We start from the raw sequence: 19,197 nt of genomic DNA, 5'->3' as shown, positions 1-19,197 counted from the left end.
GGCGAGAATGTGGCTCGTGAGAGGCATCGTGGCGACGGGACCGCTGCCGAGGCCGGGCTGGCGGGCGCTGCTGCTCGACGCGGCGCTGGCAGGTGCACTCGGGCTGGTGTGCTTCCAGGCCGCCACTGACGATGTCGGCGTCCCGCCCCCGCCGTTGCCGCCGCCACTGCCGCTGCCCCCGTTGGCGGTCCCGCCGGAGATGCAGCCCGCGCAGCCCGGGTCCACGCTCGGGGCACTGCTGCTGGTCTTCGTCATGTGCGCACCGCTGGTGCTGCGCCGCCGGTATCCGCTCGCGGTGCTCTGGGCGACGATGGCCGCCGCGTCACTGGTGCTGGTGACCGACGGGGAACGGCAGCCGGCCCTGTACCCGTGCGTGGTGCTGACCTGCCTCGTCGCCGTCTACAGCGCGGCGGCGCACAGCCCGTACCGGCTGCCGGCGCTGGTGTCCGTCCCGGCGGTGGCGCTGCTCGCACTGGGCCTCCGGGAGCTGATGCCGGTCACGGTGTCCGCGGGCTACCTGCCGTTCGTCGTGCTGGCCCCGCTGGTGGCCGCCGCGGGCGGCCACCACGTGTGGCGGCGACGGGCGGGTGAGGACCGGCGGCGGCTCACCGCCGAGGCCCGCGCCCACGAGCAGGCGCTGCGCGACGCGGTCGCCGGTGAACGGGCCCGCATCGCCCGGGAACTGCACGACGTCGTGACGCATCACGTCAGTGTGATGGTCATCCAGGCCGGTGCCGCCCGGACGGTGCTCGCCGCCGCACCGGATCAGGCACGGGAGGCGCTGCTCGCCGTCGAGTCGACCGGCCGGTCCGCGCTCACCGAGCTGCGGCACGTCATGGGCCTGCTGGCCGAGTCCGAACCGGACGACCCGGAGGACCCGCAGCCCGGGATCGAGGGCCTGCCCGAGCTGATCGAACGCATGCGGGACGCCGGCGTGCCGGTACGGCTGACCATCTCCGGCGAGCGCCGGCCGGTCACCTCCGGTGTCGGGCTGACGGCGTACCGGGTGGTGCAGGAGGCGTTGACGAACATGGTCCGGCACGCGCCCGGCGCCGCCGGCACCGTCGTCGTCGAGTACTCGCCGGAGACCCTGCGGATCGAGGTCGGCAACACCGAGCCCGGCGTACCGGCCGCCACCGGGGTGTCGGGCGGGCGCGGCCTGATCGGGCTGCGGGAGCGCCTCGCCGTCTACGGTGGGACGCTGCGCGCCGGCGCCCGGCCGGGCGCCGGTTACCACGTCGAGGCCGTGATCCCGTGGGAGGCGACATGACGGTACGAGTGGTGGTCGCCGACGACCAGGCACTGGTCCGTACCGGGTTCCGCATGATCCTCACGGCCGGTGGGGTGGACGTGGTGGCCGAGGCGGCGACGGGCGCGGAGGCGGTGGACGCGGTCCGCCGCACCAGGCCCGACGTGGTGCTCATGGACGTGCGCATGCCCGAGCTCGACGGCCTCGAGGCCACCCGCCGCATCCTCACCGGGGCCGTCGCGGCGCCCCGGATCATCATCCTCACCACGTTCGACCTGGACCAGTACGTCTACGCCGCGCTCGCCGCCGGGGCGAGCGGCTTCCTGCTCAAGGACGTGACGCCGGAACATCTGGTGGCGGCCGTACGCATGGTCCAGGACGGTGACGCGCTGCTCGCACCCGCCATCACCCGCCGGCTGGTACGGCGCTTCGCCCGCCGCGACCCGCAGACGGCGACTGTGCACCGCGACCTGGCCACGCTTACCCGGCGCGAGACGGAGGTCCTGCGCCTGCTGGCCGGCGGCCTGAGCAACGCCGAACTCGCGGAGGCGCTGCACCTGTCCGAGGCGACTGTGAAGACCCACGTCGCCCGGATCCTCGCCAAACTCCGTCTGCGCGACCGGGTCCAGGCGGTGGTGGTCGCCTACGAGACGGGCCTCGTGAGTCCCGGTTCGCCGGAGGACTGACCGGTCCGGCGACGGCCGTAAGTCTCAGGTGATCAGCAGCGCGCCGACGACGATCAGCGGCACCGAGACGAACAGGAAGATGCCGACGCCGGTTAGCACCCGCCCGCCGCCGCCGTCCTCCCGCTCCGGCGCCAGGCCGAACGTGGAGCGGGCCGGCAGCATGCCGATACGGCTCAACGTGAGATCGCCGGTCATCCCGATCACGGCGCCGACGATCATGAACGCCACCCCCAGCCGGTGCGTGAAGTCCCCGCCGCCGACCGCCACCCAGATGCCGACCGCCGCCGCGATCGCCACCGTGGCGATCAGGAAGAGCACCAGCGCCTCCCGCAGACCCCGCACCACAGTCGCCATGTGCGCCTCCCTCGGAGCCGGACCGTCCGTCCCGCGTCGTGGGACATTGTGCCGGGTCGATGCACTGCGGCGCAGTCCCGCGCCGGGCCGGTCCGGCACGGTTATCCCCGGTCGAGCCCGGGTACCGGGAGCCGCATGGCGGAGTTGGGATCGCTCTGGATCGTCCGGCACGGCGAGAGCACGGCGAACGTGGCGGCCACGGCGGCCGAGACGTCCGGCGCCGAGCTGATCGACCTCAGCCACCGGGACGCGGACGTGCCGCTGTCACAGACCGGCGAGGAGCAGGCGCGGGCGACCGCCCGCTGGCTGGCCGGGCTGCCGGAGTCGAGGCGGCCGGACGTGGCTGTGGTGTCGCCGTACCTGCGTGCGGTGCGCACGTCCGAGCTGGCGCTCGACGGCACCGGGATCCCGGCGAGCGTCGACGAGCGGCTGCGCGACCGGGAGCTGGGCATCCTCGACGGGCTCACCGGCCACGGCGTGACCCGGCGCTACCCGGAGGAGGCGCAGCGGCGTACCCGGCTCGGCAAGTTCTACTACCGCCCGCCCGGCGGCGAGTCCTGGACCGACGTGGCGCTGCGGCTGCGGGCGCTGCTCGGCGACCTGCGCCGCGACCACGAGGGGGGCCGGGTGCTGCTGTTCGGCCACGACGCGCTGGTCTTCCTGCTGCGCTACCTGGTGGAGGGGCTCACCGAGGCGGAGCTGATGGCGCTGACCCGCGAGCACGTGATCGCCAACTGCTCGGTCACCGCCTGGCACGCCGACGACGCCGGCCGGCTCGTGCCGGAGGTGTTCAACGACGTCGCCCACCTGCACCGGCAGGGGGCGAAGCCCACCAGGGAGGACGAGGTCAATGCCGAGCCGGTCTGACGTGATCACCCCCGCGCTGCTGCGGGACTGGGCGCTGCCGGTGCCCACCGGCGGCAAGGAGGCGCGCGGCACCGTGCTGGTGGTCGGCGGCTCCCGGTTCACCCCCGGCGCGGTGCTGCTGGCCGGGGTGGCAGCGCTGCGGGCCGGTGCCGGCGTGCTCCAGCTCGCCGCAGCCGAGTCGACTGCGGCGTCGCTGAGCATCCAGGTGCCGGAGGCGCTCGTGATCGGCCTGCCGGAGACCGGCGACGGCGCGGTCCGCGGAGACCCGGGCGACCTGCTCCGCGGCCTGGTCGCCGAGGCCGACGTGGTGGCGGTCGGACCCGGCCTCACGGACATCGAGGCCACCGGGGAACTGCTGCGCCTGGTCCTGGACGCGGCCGGCCGGGAGACCGCGCTGGTGCTCGACGCGTACGCGCTCGGCGCGCTCAGCCACGCGCCGGAGCTGCTGGCCGGGGCCGGCCGCAAGGCGGTGCTCACTCCCAACCTGACCGAGGCGCGGCACCTGCTGGGACGCGATCCGGGCGACGACCTGGACGCCGAAGCGGTGGAACTGGCCGGCCGGTACGACGCGGTCGTCTCGCTGTACGGGCACATCGCGACGCCGGACGGCCGGGCCTGGCGCGAGGAGAGCGGAGACGCCGGACTGGGCACCTCGGGCAGCGGCGACGTGCGGGCCGGGCTGCTCGCAGGCCTGCTCTCCCGGGGCGCCGGCCCGGCGCAGGCGGCCTGCTGGGCGGCGTTCGCGCACGCGGTGAGCGGGCAGCGGCTGGTCCCCCGGTACGGGCGGATCGGCTTCCTCGCCCGGGAACTGCTGGACGAGATCCCCTACACGATCGCCACCGTCTGACGATCCACGTCACCGGGATCCCACCACGTGTAACACCCCGGGAGGCGGTGGCGCTGGTCCGGGCGAGGCCGGTACTTCGCCGTGCCTCCGCCCGGACCGCAGCCCGCTCAGGGGTGCGGTCCACCCGCACGAACCCCTGGGAGTCTGTGTGAACAACCTCCGTCGCAAGACACTCGCCGCGGCGTCGGCAGTGACGCTCGGCGCCGGGCTCGCCCTCGTCGGCGGCACGGCACCGGCCGCGGCCGTCGGACCGGAAACCTCGTACATCGTGCTCGCCCCGCAGGGCAACAGCACCGCCAAGGCCGCCGCCCGCGTGGCGGCCGCCGACGGCACCGTGGTGGCCGCGTACGACAAGATCGGTGTGCTGGTCGTGCGCTCGTCCGCCCCGGACTTCGCCACCCGGGTGGCGGGCGCCGGCGTCGAGTCGGTCGCCTCCACCGCCGGCCTGGGCACCGCCCTGGACGAGGGCGAGACGGTCGAGGTGCCGGCCGCCGCCGTCGCCGCGGCCACCGGCGACCCGACCGCCGAGCCGCTCTACAACCTGCAGTGGGACATGCCCCAGATCCGCGTCCCGCAGGCGCACGCCGTGACCGGCGGCAGCCCGTCGGTCGTGGTGGGTGTGCTGGACAGCGGCATCTCCAGCAGCCACCCGGACCTGGCGACCCAGATCGCCAAGGACAAGAGCGCCTCCTGTGTGGGCGGCGTCCCGAACACCGCCGAGGCCGCGTGGAACCCCACCACGAGCGACCACGGCACCCACGTGGCGGGCACCATCGCCGCCGCGGTCAACGGCGTCGGTGTCACCGGTGTCGCCCCGGGCGTGAAGGTCGCCGCCGTCAAGGTGGTCAACGACGACGGCTACATCTTCCCGGAGGCCGCGGTCTGCGGGTTCATGTGGGCCGCCGAGCACGGCTTCCAGCTGACCAACAACAGCTACTACATCGACCCGTGGGAGCTGAACTGCCGCAACGACGCGCGTCAGCGCCCGGTGTGGAAGGCCGTGCAGCGGGCCCTGCGCTACTCGCAGTCCCAGGGCGTGCTGCACGTCGCGTCGGCAGGTAACTCGAACTACGACCTGGCCCACAAGATCACCGACACCGGCAGCCCGAACAACGGCACGCCGGAGGAGCGCGAGAACCTCACCAACGCCTGCCTCGACCTGCCGGCCGAGGCGCCGGGCGTGGTGACCGTCGCCGCCGTCGGCCCGACCGGGGAGAAGAGCTACTACTCCTCGTACGGCCAGGGCGTGATCGACGTGACCGCGCCGGGTGGCGACACCCGGTTCCGGACGCAGGGCGCCCGCTCGACGTCCGCCGACGGCATCCTGTCCACCACCTTCAACACCGCCACCCGCACCAACGGGTGGGGCTACAAGCAGGGCACCTCGATGTCCGGCCCGCACGCCACCGGCGTCGCGGCGCTGGCGCTGTCCGCGCACCCGGGCATGAGCCCGGGCCAGCTGGCCTCGTTCCTGGAGCGCACGGCGGTGGCGAAGTCCTGCCCGTCGGGCGTCTACAACCCGGTGCCGCTGATCCCGGCGGGCCCGAACGCGTACGACGCGACCTGCTCCGGCGGGAACCGCAACGGGTTCTACGGCGCCGGCGTCGTGGACGCGTACAACGCGGTGAAGTAACAGGTACCCGCGTGGACCGGGCCCGGCGATCACGCCGGGCCCGGTCTGTTTGTCCTGGTGGGGCACCGGGTAGGGGGGCACCGTCAGCCGACTTAGGAGGTAACCGGTGTCCACCGATGCGATCGTCCTGCTCAAGGAGGACCACAAGGAGATCCGCCGCCTGTTCAAGGCCTTCCAGGAGGCCGAGGAGGGACCGGCGAGCAAGCGCGGGAAGATCGTCGGGCAGATCCTCGAAGCCCTCACGGTGCACACCTACCTGGAGAACGAGGTGATGTACCCGGAGGTCCGCAAGCTGGTGCCCGACGTCGAGGACGACGTGCTGGAGTCGTACGAGGAGCACCACGTCGCGGACGTGCTCTGCTTCGAGCTGTTCACGATGGACGCCGGCGACGAGCGCTTCAACGCCAAGACGACGGTGCTGATCGAGAACGTGCTGCACCACATCGAGGAGGAGGAGCAGGAGTGGTTCCCGAAGGTCCGCGAGGCGCTCGGCCGTAGCCCGCTCCAGGAGATCGGCCAGCGGATGCTCGACCTGCGGCCGAAGGCGCCCAAGACGCCGACCGCCCCGAAGGCGCTGAAGAAGTCGCTCGACGCCGTGGTCGCCTGACACCGGCACCGCCTTCAGCCGGTCCGGGATGATCTTGCTGGCGGCTACCTGGATCTTGTTGACCAGCGAGCCGGCGGCGACCTTGTGCTCCCCCCTTCGTCAGCGCCTCGAACGCGTCCTCGGCCACCGTGGGTGGGTCGTCAGTGGGCCCCTGGCCGACCCGGGTGCCGGTCATGCCGGCCCGGTCGAAGAACTCCGTGTCGGCCGGGCCTCCCCGGGACGGGCGGCCCAACCCCGCAGGTCCCGGCCGGGCCGGTAGGATCGGCACAGGCCGTGACTGGCGCGTGGAGATGGAGCACCATCGGGGAGCGGCCTCGTCATGAGGACGCATGCCGAGCGCCTGGGCCTTCCGCACGTCACCTGGAGGTCGCATGTCGCGCAACGCCGAGTCCACCGCCTTCCGCAGCGCGCTGGAGGTCGTCCGCGGCGTCGAGCCGCGCGTGGCCGACGCCATCGCCGCGGAACTGGCCGACCAGCGCGAGTCGCTCAAGCTCATCGCCAGCGAGAACTACGCCTCCCCGGCGACGCTGCTGGCGATGGGCAACTGGTTCAGCGACAAGTACGCCGAGGGCACGGTCGGGCGCCGGTTCTACGCCGGCTGCCAGAACGTCGACACCGTCGAGGCGCTCGCCGCCGAGCACGCCCGGGAGCTGTTCGGCGCGTCCCACGCGTACGTGCAGCCGCACTCGGGCATCGACGCCAACCTGGTCGCTTTCTGGGCGATCCTCGCCGACCGGGTCGAGTCCCCCGCGCTGCGCAAGGCGCAGGCGCGGCAGGTCAACGACCTCACCGAGGCCGACTGGTTCGCGCTGCGCCGCGAGCTGGGCAACCAGCGGATGCTGGGCATGTCGCTGGACGCCGGCGGTCACCTCACCCACGGCTTCCGGCCGAACATCTCCGGCAAGATGTTCGACCAGCGCAGCTACGGCACCGACCCGGCCACCGGCCTGATCGACTACGACCGGGTGGCCGAGGCGGCCCGCGAGTTCAAGCCGCTGATCCTGGTCGCCGGTTACTCCGCGTACCCGCGGAAGGTCAACTTCCGGATCATGCGGGAGATCGCCGACTCGGTCGGCGCCACGTTCATGGTCGACATGGCCCACTTCGCCGGGCTGGTCGCCGGCAAGGTGTTCACCGGCGACTTCGACCCGGTGCCGCACGCACACATCGTCACCACCACCACGCACAAGTCGCTGCGCGGCCCGCGCGGCGGCATGGTGCTCTGCGGGCCGGAGCTGGCCGACCAGGTCGACCGGGGCTGCCCGATGGTGCTCGGCGGGCCGCTGCCGCACGTGATGGCCGCCAAGGCGGTCGCGCTGGCCGAGGCACGCCGCCCCGACTTCGCCGACTACGCCCAGCGGATCGTGGACAACGCGCAGGCGCTGGCCGACGGTCTGCTGCGCCGGGGCGCGACGCTGGTCACCGGCGGCACCGACAACCACCTGGTGCTCATCGACGTGTCCGGGTACGGCCTCACCGGCCGGCAGGCCGAGCAGGCGCTGCTGGACTCGGGCATCGTCACCAACCGCAACTCGGTGCCGCAGGACCCGAACGGCGCCTGGTACACCTCCGGCATCCGCATCGGCACCCCGGCGCTGACCACCCGGGGCCTCGGCGCCGCCGAGATGGACGCCACCGCCGAGCTGATTCACACCGTGCTCAGCCAGACCACGCCCGGCACCGGCCCGGACGGCGCACCGTCGAAGGCGAAGTACGTGCTGGACCCGGCCGTCGCCGAGTCCGTCGGCAAGCAGGCCGCCGACCTGCTCACGCCGTTCCCGCTCTACCCGGCGGTCGACCTGGGCTGAGCGCCCGGCCGACACGAAGCGGCACCCCGGGAGAAGGCGTCTCCCGGGGTGCCGGCGGTTCAGGGGTCAGCGCAGCGGGCGCTTCAGGTGGTAGCGGTGGACCTCGGTGCTGCCCTGCACGTTGTTCACGTCCTCGGCGGCGGAGACCAGTTCCCAGCCCTCCCGGCCGACCCGGTTGAGGTGCGCGATAGCGGTGTCGCCGTATGCCGTCACGTCGGTGCGTGACCCGTCCGGGCCGTACCACACGAACGAGACGTGGAAATTGCGACCCTGACCCTGATACCGACGAACGAGCAACGCGTACTCCCAGGCAACCATTCGTCCATTATCAACAGAGGAACGGCGTCAGGAAACACGCACTGTGCCGGAACCCTGACACTCCGGCGTCACTCCGGCGACCATGGTGTCCGTGACCAGCGCGGCGAGCCGGTCCAGACCCAGATCGATCGACTCCGGTGTGACGGCGCTCACCGACAACCGCAGCGCATCGACCGGCGTGCCCGCGTCGTAGAAGTGCGCCATCGGGGTCCAGAGCACGCCGTACTCACGCGCCGAGCGGTGCAGCAGCGCGTCGTCGACGGCGAACGGCACGCTCACCACCACGAAGAACCCGCCCGCCGGCACGGTCCACGAGACCGGGCCGCCGGCCGGGAAGCGCCGGGCCAGGCCGTCGACCAGGTGGCGCAGGTTGCGGGCGTACGCGGCCCGCTCCCTGACGTTCGCGGCCACCAGCGAGCAGTCGTGCGCCAGCAGCGCGCCGCCGATCACCGCCTGGCTGATCGGTGACGTGTTCACAGTGACCATGCTCTTGATCTTCGCGAGGTGGTCGGCGAACGGCACCACAACGCCGTCGGCCTCCCCCACTCGCTGGTCGGCGACCACGTAGCCGACCCGGGCGCCGGGCAGCACGGTCTTGGCGAACGAGCCGAGGTAGACCACCCGGCGGGCGGTGTCCAGCGCCTTGAGCGTGGGCCGCCGGTCGGTGCCGTCGGCCGGGAACAGACCGTACGGGTTGTCCTCGATCAGTAGCAGGTGCTCCTCGGCGGCCAGTTCCAGCAGCCGCCGCCGCTGCGCGGTGTCCATGCTGACGCCGGACGGGTTGGCGAAGTCGGGCATCACGTAGCAGCCGCGGGGCCGCAGCCCCTCCGCGCGGGCCCGGCGCACCCCGGCGCGCAGGTCGGCCAGGTCGACGCCGTCCGGCCCGCCGGCCACCGGGCGCACCGGCAGGTCGACCAGGCGGGCCGCGCCGGTGAGCCCGACGTACGTGGGCGCCACCGCGAACAGCACGTCGGCCGGGCCGGTCCGCAGCGCGCGCAGCACCAGGAACATCGCCTCCTGGCAGCCGACCGTCACCACGACCGACTCCGGGTCGACGGTGAGCCCCTCGTCCACGGCGAGGTGCCGGGCGATCAGGTGGTGCACGATGCCCTTGGTGCGCCCGTACTGCAGCAGCGTCCGGTCCACGCCGGCCCGGTCCAGCCCGACCTCCTCGGCCAGGTGGCGGCGGAAGCGGTCCAGGTGCGTGTGCAGCAGCGCGGAGTCGAAGAACTCCTCGTACGGCCGCCCGGCCGCCAGCGACACCGCGTCCGGGTAGTGCTGCGCCACCTCGTTGAGGAAGTTCATCGAGTTCAGCGCCGGGTCGCCGACGCTGCCGTGCAGCGCCGAGACGGCCAGGTCGACCGGTTCCACGTCAGCCTCCGATCCGGGTACGCAGCCGCCGGGCCGAGGCCGGGTCGGGGCAGCCGCTGAGGATGAGCGCGTCGCGCAACTCCGCCGCGAGCAGCGCCAGCGCCGCCTCGGCGCCGGCCCGGCCGCCCGCCGCGAGCGCCCAGAGCAGCGGCCGTCCGAGCAGCACGCCGTCCGCGCCGAGCGCCAGCGCGCGCAGCACGTCGACGCCGCCGCGGACGCCGCTGTCCAGCAGCACCGCGCACCGCTGGTCGACCGCCGCGACCACCTCCGGCAGCACGGCCGCGCTGGCCGGGGCGGCGTCGAGCTGCCGTCCGCCGTGGTTGGAGACCACCACGGCGTCGACGCCGGCGTCCGCCGCGCGGACCGCGTCGCGCGGGTCCAGGATGCCCTTGACGAGCAACGGCACCCGGGTACGCGCGCGCAGCCAATCCAGGTCCGCCCAGCTCAACGCCGGGGCGAAGACCGCGCCGGTGTGCACGGCCACCGCCGAGACGCCGGGCGTGCCCTGATGCGCCAGGTCGTCCCGGCCGCCGGGCAGGTTCGCGGCGGTGACCTGCGGCGGCAGCGCGAAGCCGTTGCGGGCGTCGCGCAGGCGCCGCCCGAGCACGGGCACGTCCACGGTCACCATCACCGCCGCGCAGCCGGCCGCCTCCGCCCGGTCGAGCAGGTCGGCCACCAGCGCCCGGTCGCGCAGCCAGTAGAGCTGGAACCACACCGTCGCGCCGGTCGCCGCGATCTCTTCGATCGGGGTGCTGGACAGCGTGCTGGCCACGTACGGCACGTCCGCCGCGCGGGCCGCCGCCGCGAGCGCCGGCTCGCCGTCGGGGTGCAGCAGCCGCTGGTACGCCATCGGTGCGACAGCCACCGGCAACGCGGCCCGGCCGCCGGGCAGCGTCGCCTCGGTGGACGGGTCGTCCACCCCGGCCAGCATCCGGGGCAGAACCGCCACCCGGTCCAGCGCGGCCCGGTTCGCCGCAAGGGCGGTCTCGGTGCCGCTGCCGCCGTCGACGAAGTCCCACACGTCGGCCGGCAGGACCGCCCGGGCGAGCGCGGCGAACTCGGCCAGGCTGGACGGTGGCACGAACCCGTCCGCCGGGTCAGCCATGGTCGGCACCCGTCGCCGCCCGGGCGTGCGCCGGGTCGAGCCCGAACGCGCGGCGCAGGAAGGCGGCGGCGCGTTCCTGGGCCAGCCGGCCGGCGTCGAACACGCCGGGCATGGCGAAGAACCCGTGCACCATGCCCGGGTGGTCGTCCGTCTCGGTGGGCACACCGGACTCGCGCAGCCGAGACGCGTACCGCAGGCCCTCGTCACGCAGCGGATCGTGCCCGGCGGTGATCACGAACGCCGGGGGCAGGCCGGACAGGTCCTCGGCGAGCAGCGGCGACGCGAGCGGGTGGGCCGCGTCGCCGGGGTCGGCGAGGTAGTGGCCGCGGTACCAGCCGACCGAGTGCCTGTTGAACAGCATCGGGTCCTCGTCGTCGGCCGGCCGGTGCCCGGGCCGCTGGTCGGTGTTCGGGTAGACGAGCAACTGGGCGGCGAGCCGGGGACCGCCGTCGGCGCGGGCCAGCAGCGTCACCGCGGCGGCCAGGTTCCCGCCCGCGCTGTCCCCGCCGACAGCCAGCCGGTCGGCGTCGACGCGGAACTCGGCGGCGTGCGCGGCGAGGTGCCGCAACGCGGCATGGCAGTCCTCCACCGCCGCCGGGAACGGATGCTCCGGGGCGAGCCGGTAGCCGACGGTCACGGTCTGGGCGCCGGTGAGGTTGACCAGCCGACGGCAGATCCCGTCGGCCGTGTCGACGCTGCCGAGCGTCCAGCCGCCGCCGAAGAAGTAGACGAGCGTGGGCAGCGGTCCGTCGCCGTCCGGCCGGTGGATCCGCACCGGCAGCGGCCCGGCCGGGCCGGGCACCGTCGTGTCGCGTACCTCCGCGACCGGCTCGACCGCGCCGGAGCCGGCGCGGATCGCGGCGAGGTCGGCGGCGCGGGCCTCGGCGAGGGTCTGGGTGTAGAGCGGCACGGTGCCGGCGGCGGCCCTCGCGGCCCGCCACGCGACCACCTGCGGATCGAGTGTCATCCGGCCTCCCCGGTGGTGACGAAGAGTTTGTCGATACCGCGCAGGAACAGGCTCCCGCTGTACGTGTAGGGCTGGGTGACGGCGAGCCGGGGGAAGCGCGCGAACAGGCGCGGCAGCGCCAGCCGGCCCTCCAGCCGGGACACCGCCGAGCCGAGACAGAAGTGCAGCCCGACGCCGAAGGCCAGCGACGGCGGGCCGTCGCGGCGCGGGTCGAAGCGGTCCGGGTCGGGGAACCGGGCCGGGTCACGGTTGGCGGCGGCGATCAGCAGCAGCACGTTGTCGTCGCGGTCGATCGGCACCCCGCCGAGGTCGACGCCTGCGGGCGCGGAGCGGGCCAGGAAGTGCACCGGGCTCTCCATCCGCAGCACCTCCTCCACGCAGCCCCGGGCGAGCGCGTCGTCGCCGGGCAGCGCGGCGGTGACGTCCGGGTGCTCCAGCAGCAGTGGAAGGCCGTTGCTGAACATGTAGACGGTGGTGACGAAGCTGGCGTTGAACAGCACGATCAGATTGCTGATCAACTCATCCTCGGTGAGGTCGACGCCGCCCGCGTCGAGCACCTCCGCCAGCCCGCTGATCAGGTCGTGGCCGGGCGTACGGCGCCGGTGGGCGATCAGGTCCCGGTAGAAGACGCGCAACTCCTCGGCGGCCTGGTTGGCCCGGGCCAGCCGCTCCGGCGTCTTGCCGGACACGTCCATGTACTCGTCGATCCAGTCGACCCGCTGCCGGTACCAGGACAGGTCCGCCGCGGGCAGGCCGATGAACTCGGCCATCACCAGCGCCGGGACCGGGTACGCGAAGTCGGCCACGAAGTCCACCTCGTGGCCGTCCGCGCCCACCTCGGCCATGTGATCCAGGCGTTCGGCGACGATCCGCTCGATCACCGGCTCCAGCGCGCCGAGGCGGCGCGGGGTGAACGTCCTGGCGAACACCGCGCGCATCCGGGTGTGGTCCGGCGGGTTGACGAACATCATCGACGTGAGGAACGTACGCAGGATCTCCTGCTCCTCCCAGCCGGGCGGGAAGCCCTTGTACCAGCCGGGATCACGCAGGATCTGGTCCACCACGTCGTACCCGCCGGCCACCGCGCTCACGGTGCTGTGCTCGGCCCGGGCCGGAACGGCGTTGATCGGCCCGTGCTCGTGCAGGGCCGCGTAGAAGGGATACGGGTTCTGCCGGCCCTGCTCGCTGTAGAGGCCGGTCAGGATCTCGCTGACGTCCACTGTCTCTTCCTCCCCAGGAAACGGCGGCGGGGGCGGCGTCGTGTCGACCGCCGCCCCCGCCCGGTGTCACAGTCCGAGCAGCTTCAGTGGTACGGCGTTCGCCATCACCGCGGCGCCCGTGTCGTTCGGGTGGATGTGGTCACCCGAGTCGTACGCCGGCAGCAGCCGGCTCGGCTGGGCCGGATCCCGCATCACCGCGTCGAAGTCGACGACGCCGTCGAACTCGGCGCGGCCGGGCCCGCGCAGCCAGGTGTTGACGGCCTGCCGGGTGGCGTCCTTCTCCGGGGTCCACACGCCCGGCCCGCCATTGCCCTCGTACGGCATGAGCGTGCCGGCGATGCTGGTCAGGCCGCGCGCCTTGACCTGCTGGTTGAGCTGGCGCAGCGTGGCGATGATCGCCTCCGGGCTGTCGCCGTTCATCCAGATGTCGTTGATGCCCAGGTGGGTGATGACGGTCCGCACCCCGGTCTGCGGGAACACGTCCTCGTTGAGCCGGGCCAGCGCGTTCGGGCCCAACTCGTAGTAGCCGGGGAAACCGCCCGCGCCGGGCTCGGTGCCCTCGTGGTTGAGCCGGTTGCCGGCCAGGCTGAGGTTGAGCACACCCGGGGTACGCGGCTCCGGGCGGGCGTCGATCAGCCGCTTGGCCAGGAAGTCCGGCCAGCGGCGGTCGGCGTTGACGGTGCTGCCGTTGCCGTCGCTGATGGAGTCACCCAGCACCACCACGGAGCCGGGCGTGGCCTTGCGCTCCACGTCGATGCCGGACAGGAACATCCAGCAGCAGTTGGGCCGGATGGTGAAGCCGGTGCCGTCGGCCGCCGAGGTGAGGTCGGTGGCGCCGATGAAGTTGGTGACCTTGGACTGACCGTGGAACGTGACCGGCCCGGTGAGCACCGGGAAGTACAGGGTGACCACCAGGTCCTCCTGCTCGGTCACCGGGAAGTTGACCGGGTCGCTGAGCAGTTCGGCGCCCTTGTTGATGGTCGCCGTGCCGGCGCCGGAGAACGTCAGCTGCCGGATGCTGGCCGGGACGATGTCGGACAGGTCATCGGGGGTGGCGGTGTTCGGCCGGGCGATGGTGGCGCTGCCGACCTGGACGGCCTGCTGGCCGTAGAGGTTGGTCAGCCGCACCCGCAGGCGCGGCCCGCCCACCGAGGTCTGCACTGTCATCCGAATGCTCTGGTTGTTCAGGCCGGTCTCGGTCAGGCCCACGGTGTTCCCGCGGGTCACCGCCGCGGCCCAGGTTCCGGCCCACTCGGCGCGCCCGTGCCCGGCGCGGTCGTTCCCGGTCGGGCCGGCGCTCGCGGTGACCGCCGGGGTGGCGGCGATCAGCAGCGTTACGGCGGAAGCTATGACGTGCCATCTCTTCGGGGTCGGCATCGATCCTCCATGGTCGGCAGCCCCGGGCGTGACGCGGTCGGCGGCACCGGCCCGGGCGATGGACCGGAAACTAGCTTCCGGCCGTGACGAGCGTCAATCAACCTGATCGACATGATCAAATGCCCGGGGGGCGTGACGCAGCGACGATCGGCCCTGTCCGGCGTGGACCGCGGCTGCCTAGGCTCGGGGCTGGCGGCGGTGCGGTCGCCGACCCTGGCACCTGCCGTCATGTCCCGGCCCTGACCTGGCCGGACGCCGCTCGCGGACCATGATGGGGGCTGCCCGATGACCGACCGGCCGAACTATGTGCACGAGGCGCTGGAGCTGTTCGCCGGGTTCGGCGACCGGGAGGCGCTCGTCGGCGGCGGACGCCGCCTCACCTACCCCCAGGTCGCCGCCGAGGTGCGCGGCCTGGCCGCCGCGTTGCGCCACCACGGGGTACGCCCCGGCGCGGCGGTGCTGGTGATGCTCGGCAACACGGTCGAGGGTCCGCTGCTGCAACTGGCCCTGCACCTGCTGGGCTGCCGGAGCATGTGGGTGGCCCCGGTGACCTCGCGGCGGGAGGTCGACGAGTTCGTCGCGCTGTCCGCGCCGGAGGCGTTCGTCCACGACCCGCGTGACGCGCAGGCGGTGGAGGTCGCGGCGGGCCTGTCCGGCGTACCGGTGCTCTGCCTCGGACCCGGCGGCGCCGGACCGGACCTGACCGCCGGGGCCGCCGGGCCGGCCGCGGAGCTGCCCGCCGAGGTACCGGCGCCGGAGTCGATCCTGCAGACCAGCGGCACCACCGGCACGCCGAAGCTGGTGCACCACCGGGAGAGCTTCTACCGGCAGGTGCTCGCCCTCGCCGCCGACTTCCGGGGCGCCGGGTTCCCGCTGCTGCGGCACCTGTCGCACTCCCCGATGTGGCTGGCCAGCGGCCAGATCACCACGTTGATCAACCTGTTCACCGGCGGGGTGCTGTTCCTGCGCGAACAGTGGGATCCGGCCGCGTTCGTCGCCACAGTGGACGCCGAACGGCTGACCTCCACGTTCGTCACCCCGCCGATGCTCTACGAGGTGCTCGACCACCCCGACCTGCCGGGCGCCGACTTCTCCGCGATGTTCATGTTCAACGTGGGCGCCGGGCCCGCCGCGCCGGCCCGGCTGCGCCAGGCCATCGCCCGCTTCGGCCCGTGCCTGCGCATCGTGTACGGGCTCAGCGAGGCGGTGGTCATCTGCGCGCTGCCGGGGCTCACCGAGGACCCGGAGCACCCGGAGCGGCTGCGTTCCTGCGGCCGCCCGTACGGCGACGTGTCGGTGGAGATCCGCGACGCGGGCGGGCGGGTGCTGCCGGCCGGCGAGGACGGCGAGGTGTGGGTGCGTACCAAGCTGAGCTTCGCCGGCTACCACGGTCAGCCGGAGCTGACCGCCGAGACGCTCGTCGACGGCTGGGTCCGCACCCGCGACATCGGGCACCTCGACGCCGACGGCTACCTCTACCTGGTCGACCGGTTACAGGACCGGATCCTCACCCGGCAGCGCAGCTGGCCGATCTACTCCCGCCCGATCGAGGACGTGCTCGCCGGCCACCCCGAGGTACGCGCCGCCGCCGTGATCGGCGTACCGGACCCGGTGGCCGGGGAGCTGCCGCACGCGTACGTGGTGCCCGCGCCGGGCGCGTCGGTGACCGGAGAGGAGCTGATCGCGCTCGTGGTCCGGGAGCTGAGCGAGACGTGGGCGCCCGGCGCCGTCGAGTTCGTCGACGCGCTGCCGCTGAACCGGTCCGCGAAGGTGGACAAGCGCGCCTTGCGGGCCCGGTACGCGGCGGCCCACCCGGCCGGCGCCGACCCGATCGGCAGTCCGGCGTGAACCCGCGCCGGGAGTTGTACACCCTGGTCGGCGCCGACCTGCTGTCCAACCTCGGCACCCGGATCTCGGTGGTCGCCATCCCCTGGCTCGTGCTGGAGACCACCGGCAGCCCCACCAAGATGGGGCTCGTCGCGGCGGCGGAGACGCTTCCGTACATGCTCTCCAGCGCGCTCGCGACCCCGTGGGCGGACCGGTTCGGGGTACGCCGTACCTCGGTGTTCGTGGACGCCGCGAGCGCCGTCGCGATGGCCGTGGTGGCGCTGGCGCCCTGGCTCGGGTTCGGCACGCTGCTGGTGCTGGTGGCGATCGCCGGCGGGCTGCGCGGCATCGGCGACCGGGTCAAGCACGTGCTGTTCAAACCGGCGGCCGAGCGGGCCGGGGTGCCGCTGATCCGGCTCACCAGCGCCTACGACGGCCTGGCCCGGGGCATGACGTTGTTCGGCGCGGTGCTCGGCGGGCTGCTCATCGACTGGGTCGGGCTGACCCGGGCCATCTGGATCGACGCGGCCACGTTCGCGGTCTGCGCGCTGCTGATCGGCGTGCTGGTCCGGCCGCCCGCACCGGCGCAACCGGCGCCCCGGGAGCCGTACCTGCGGGCGCTGCGCGGCGGCTTCGCGTACCTGCGCACCGACCGGACGCTGATGACCATGCTGATCGTGGTCTCGGTGTCGAACATGTTCGCCAACGCCAGCGTCGCGGTCTGGATCCCGCTCTGGGTCAACCAGGTGCTCGGCGACCCGGCCGGATTCGGTCTGCTGCTGGGCGTCTTCTCGGCCGGCGCGCTGCTGGGCAACCTGCTGTTCACGATGTTCGGCACCCGGCTGCCGGCCGGGACGACGTTCGCGCTCGGGCTGACGCTCAGCGGCGCGCCCCGGCTGCTCGCGCTGGCGCTCAGCGACGACCTGGTCGTGGTGCTCGTGGTGACGTTCCTGTCCGGCATCGGCATCGCGGCGGTGAACCCGCTGCTCGGCGCCGCGCTCTACCAGCGGGTGCCGGGCGAGCTGCAGACCCGGGTGCTGGGCATCTCCGGATCGGTGGCGTTCCTCGGCCTGCCCGTCGGCGCGCTGCTCGGCGGCTGGTCGGTGGCGCTGCTCGACCTGACCCCGGCGCTGCTGGTGATGTCGGTGGTCTGCCTGGTGCTGACCGTGGGGCCACTGCTGCTGAGCCGCGCGTCCCGGCGCCCGGCCACGGAACCTGCCGCGCCCACGCCGGTCTGAGCCCGCCGGTCTGAGCCCGCCGGTCCGGGCCGCGGTGTCGGGGGTCGGCGGTAGGGTCGGGGCCATGGCGACCTGGGAAGACGTGCGGCGCATCGCGCTGGGCCTGCCCGAGACCACCGAGCGACCCACGTACGACGAGGCGCCCGCCTGGCGGGTCCGCGACAAGTCGTTCGTCTGGGAGCGGCCGCTGCGGCGCGGCGAACTCGATGCGCTCGGCGACGCCGCGCCGGACGGCCCGATCCTCGGCGCGCGGGTGCCCGACCTGGGCGCCAAGGAGGCGCTGATCGCCGACGACCCGGCTGTCTACTTCACCACGCCGCACTTCGACGGATACCCGGCGGTGCTGGTCCGGCTCGACCGGATCGACGTGGACGAGCTGACCGAGCTGGTCACCGAGGCGTGGTACGCGCGGGCCCCGAAGCGGCTCGCCACGGCGCACCGGGCGGAGAACGCGTGACCGGCCCGGTGGACGCGATCGTGTTCGACTTGGACGGCACGCTCGTCGAGTCGCACGCGGTGGTGCCCGCGGCGTACCGGGCGGCGGTGCGGGCCGGAGGCGGGCCGTCGTACACCGACGCCGAGGTCATCGCCGGCTACTCGATCGGCTCCCCGGCGGACCTGCTGGCGCACCTGCTGCGGCGGCCCGCCTCCGGCGAGGACCTGGACCGCTATCACACCGAGCTGGATGCGCTCGCCGGCCGGGTACGCGTCTACCCCGGCGTCGCCGACGCGCTCGCCGAGATCGCCGCCCGGGTGCCGGTCGGCGTGTTCACCGGCGCGAGCCACCGGGCCGCCGAGATCCTGCTCGACCGGGCGGGCCTGCTCGGTCACTTCGAGGTCGTCCTCGGCGGGGACCAGGTCGACCGCCCCAAACCGGCGCCCGACGGCGTGGAGGCGGCCTGCCGGCACCTCGGCGTGCCACCCGGCCGCGCCGCGTACGTGGGTGACTCACCACTGGACGTACGCGCCGCCCGGCGCAGCGGCGCGGTCGCGGTCGCCGCCGCGTGGGGTCACCAGTACGACCCCGACGAGCCCGCCGACCTCAGCCTGAGCCGGCCCGGGGAGCTGCTGGCCCTGCTGGGCTGAGCCTCTTTCCCGGCGTGGGACGCTCGGCTAGCCTGCCGGGCATGCCATCGACGTTGACCGAGGCGACCGACCCGTGGTGCCTGCGTCCGGGAGAGGCCGCCGACCTGCTGCGCGGGCACCCGTGGCGGCGGTTCGTGGTGCTGGGTGACAGCGTCGCGGAAGGACTGTGCGAACCCGCCGACGGCTACCCCGACATCCAGTGGGCCGACCGGATCGCCGCCGAGCTGCGCGCGATCCGGCCGGAGCTGGCCTACCTGAACCTGGGCCGGCGCGGACTGCGCGCGCACGAGGTCCGGGCCACCCAACTGGCCGGCGCGCTGGCCTTCGAGCCGGACCTGGCCCTGGTGGTGTGCGGCGGCAACGACGCGTTCCGGTCCGCCTACGACCCGGACGCTGTCGACGCCGAGCTGACCGCCATGATCACCGCGCTACGGGAGGCGGGCGCGGACGTCATCACCGTGGGCATGTTCGACGTGTCGCACAGCCCGGCGGTGCCGGACGCGCTGCGCGCGGGCCTGGGCGAGCGGATGCGGCGGCTGTCCCGGCACACCCGGGCGGTGGCCGAGTGCCTGGGCACACTGCACGTCCACCTGACCGACCACCCGCTGGTGGCCGACCCGTCGCTGTACAGCAGCGA

General features: G+C 73.6%; 19 protein-coding genes and 1 riboswitch. Of the genes, 12 read left to right on the top strand and 7 right to left on the bottom strand.

Features of this window, described 5'->3' with window-relative positions:
* Positions 1–7: 7 nt before the first annotated feature.
* Both ABD52_RS16525 and ABD52_RS16520 read left to right on the top strand, forming a co-directional pair.
* The gene (locus ABD52_RS16525; protein WP_013476586.1) at positions 8–1,270 is read left to right on the top strand and encodes a sensor histidine kinase; all 1,263 of its coding nucleotides are present in this window, start codon (positions 8–10) and stop codon (positions 1,268–1,270) included.
* The gene (locus ABD52_RS16520) at positions 1,267–1,935 is read left to right on the top strand and encodes a response regulator transcription factor (protein ID WP_013286609.1); all 669 of its coding nucleotides are present in this window, start codon (positions 1,267–1,269) and stop codon (positions 1,933–1,935) included. The genes ABD52_RS16525 and ABD52_RS16520 overlap by 4 nt, the downstream gene beginning before the upstream one ends.
* A 24-nt stretch (positions 1,936–1,959) precedes the next feature.
* On the opposite strand, the gene ABD52_RS16515 is transcribed toward ABD52_RS16520, so the two are convergent.
* Positions 1,960–2,289 (bottom strand): hypothetical protein, encoded by a 330-nt coding sequence (locus tag ABD52_RS16515; RefSeq protein WP_047892401.1) that lies wholly within the window; start codon positions 2,287–2,289, stop codon positions 1,960–1,962.
* Positions 2,290–2,424: 135 nt separating this feature from the next.
* Here ABD52_RS16515 and ABD52_RS16510 point away from each other — a divergent pair, with 135 nt between their 5' ends.
* From ABD52_RS16510 to ABD52_RS16490, 5 genes are all read left to right on the top strand, one after another.
* Complete coding sequence (locus tag ABD52_RS16510; protein WP_047892400.1) at positions 2,425–3,156, top strand: histidine phosphatase family protein; 732 nt, start codon at positions 2,425–2,427, stop codon at positions 3,154–3,156.
* Positions 3,140–4,003 (top strand): NAD(P)H-hydrate dehydratase, encoded by an 864-nt coding sequence (locus ABD52_RS16505; RefSeq protein WP_013476584.1) that lies wholly within the window; start codon positions 3,140–3,142, stop codon positions 4,001–4,003. The genes ABD52_RS16510 and ABD52_RS16505 overlap by 17 nt, the downstream gene beginning before the upstream one ends.
* A gap of 148 nt (positions 4,004–4,151) precedes the next feature.
* Positions 4,152–5,636, top strand: coding sequence for a S8 family serine peptidase (locus tag ABD52_RS16500; protein ID WP_013286614.1), 1,485 nt, complete (start codon positions 4,152–4,154; stop codon positions 5,634–5,636).
* A gap of 106 nt (positions 5,637–5,742) precedes the next feature.
* Positions 5,743–6,243, top strand: a complete 501-nt coding sequence (locus ABD52_RS16495) for a hemerythrin domain-containing protein (RefSeq protein ID WP_047892399.1) — start codon at positions 5,743–5,745, stop codon at positions 6,241–6,243.
* 263 nt (positions 6,244–6,506) lie between these two features.
* A riboswitch (ZMP/ZTP riboswitch) is annotated at positions 6,507–6,596 on the top strand.
* 18 nt (positions 6,597–6,614) lie between these two features.
* The gene (locus tag ABD52_RS16490) at positions 6,615–8,051 is read left to right on the top strand and encodes a glycine hydroxymethyltransferase (RefSeq protein WP_013286616.1); all 1,437 of its coding nucleotides are present in this window, start codon (positions 6,615–6,617) and stop codon (positions 8,049–8,051) included.
* A gap of 66 nt (positions 8,052–8,117) precedes the next feature.
* On the opposite strand, the gene ABD52_RS16485 is transcribed toward ABD52_RS16490, so the two are convergent.
* The 6 genes from ABD52_RS16485 to ABD52_RS16460 all read right to left on the bottom strand — a co-directional run bounded on the left by ABD52_RS16485 (position 8,118) and on the right by ABD52_RS16460 (position 14,382).
* The gene (locus ABD52_RS16485) at positions 8,118–8,369 is read right to left on the bottom strand and encodes a hypothetical protein (RefSeq protein WP_013286617.1); all 252 of its coding nucleotides are present in this window, start codon (positions 8,367–8,369) and stop codon (positions 8,118–8,120) included.
* A gap of 27 nt (positions 8,370–8,396) precedes the next feature.
* Positions 8,397–9,740 (bottom strand): PLP-dependent aminotransferase family protein, encoded by a 1,344-nt coding sequence (locus ABD52_RS16480; protein WP_047892398.1) that lies wholly within the window; start codon positions 9,738–9,740, stop codon positions 8,397–8,399.
* Position 9,741: 1 nt separating this feature from the next.
* Positions 9,742–10,845: an alpha-hydroxy acid oxidase gene (locus tag ABD52_RS16475; RefSeq protein ID WP_047892397.1), complete on the bottom strand. Its 1,104-nt coding sequence runs from the start codon at positions 10,843–10,845 to the stop codon at positions 9,742–9,744.
* Positions 10,838–11,812: an alpha/beta hydrolase gene (locus ABD52_RS16470; protein WP_013286620.1), complete on the bottom strand. Its 975-nt coding sequence runs from the start codon at positions 11,810–11,812 to the stop codon at positions 10,838–10,840. Before ABD52_RS16470 ends, ABD52_RS16475 begins: the two co-directional genes overlap by 8 nt.
* Positions 11,809–13,032, bottom strand: a complete 1,224-nt coding sequence (locus ABD52_RS16465) for a cytochrome P450 (protein ID WP_047892396.1) — start codon at positions 13,030–13,032, stop codon at positions 11,809–11,811. The genes ABD52_RS16470 and ABD52_RS16465 overlap by 4 nt, the downstream gene beginning before the upstream one ends.
* Before the next feature lie 66 nt (positions 13,033–13,098).
* Positions 13,099–14,382, bottom strand: a complete 1,284-nt coding sequence (locus tag ABD52_RS16460; protein WP_174361798.1) for an SGNH/GDSL hydrolase family protein — start codon at positions 14,380–14,382, stop codon at positions 13,099–13,101.
* A 312-nt stretch (positions 14,383–14,694) separates the two neighbouring features.
* Here ABD52_RS16460 and ABD52_RS16455 point away from each other — a divergent pair, with 312 nt between their 5' ends.
* The 5 genes from ABD52_RS16455 to ABD52_RS16435 form a co-directional block, all read left to right on the top strand.
* Positions 14,695–16,257: a class I adenylate-forming enzyme family protein gene (locus ABD52_RS16455; RefSeq protein ID WP_013476576.1), complete on the top strand. Its 1,563-nt coding sequence runs from the start codon at positions 14,695–14,697 to the stop codon at positions 16,255–16,257.
* Positions 16,254–17,474 carry an MFS transporter gene (locus tag ABD52_RS16450; RefSeq protein ID WP_047892395.1) on the top strand — a complete coding sequence of 407 codons (1,221 nt, stop codon included), beginning with the start codon at positions 16,254–16,256 and terminating at the stop codon, positions 17,472–17,474. The genes ABD52_RS16455 and ABD52_RS16450 overlap by 4 nt, the downstream gene beginning before the upstream one ends.
* Before the next feature lie 64 nt (positions 17,475–17,538).
* Positions 17,539–17,931, top strand: coding sequence for an MmcQ/YjbR family DNA-binding protein (locus tag ABD52_RS16445; RefSeq protein WP_030272597.1), 393 nt, complete (start codon positions 17,539–17,541; stop codon positions 17,929–17,931).
* Complete coding sequence (locus ABD52_RS16440; protein ID WP_047892394.1) at positions 17,928–18,560, top strand: HAD family hydrolase; 633 nt, start codon at positions 17,928–17,930, stop codon at positions 18,558–18,560. The genes ABD52_RS16445 and ABD52_RS16440 overlap by 4 nt, the downstream gene beginning before the upstream one ends.
* A 41-nt stretch (positions 18,561–18,601) precedes the next feature.
* Positions 18,602–19,197: SGNH/GDSL hydrolase family protein (locus ABD52_RS16435; RefSeq protein ID WP_047892409.1), on the top strand; the 596-nt coding region annotated here is incomplete at its 3' end.

Origin of the sequence: Micromonospora sp. RV43, assembly GCF_001029515.1 — a bacterium.
Taxonomy (GTDB): Bacteria; Actinomycetota; Actinomycetes; order Mycobacteriales; family Micromonosporaceae; genus Micromonospora; species Micromonospora aurantiaca.
The sequence above is the reverse complement of the archived record's forward strand: the minus strand, read 5'-3'. Positions and strand labels throughout refer to the sequence as shown.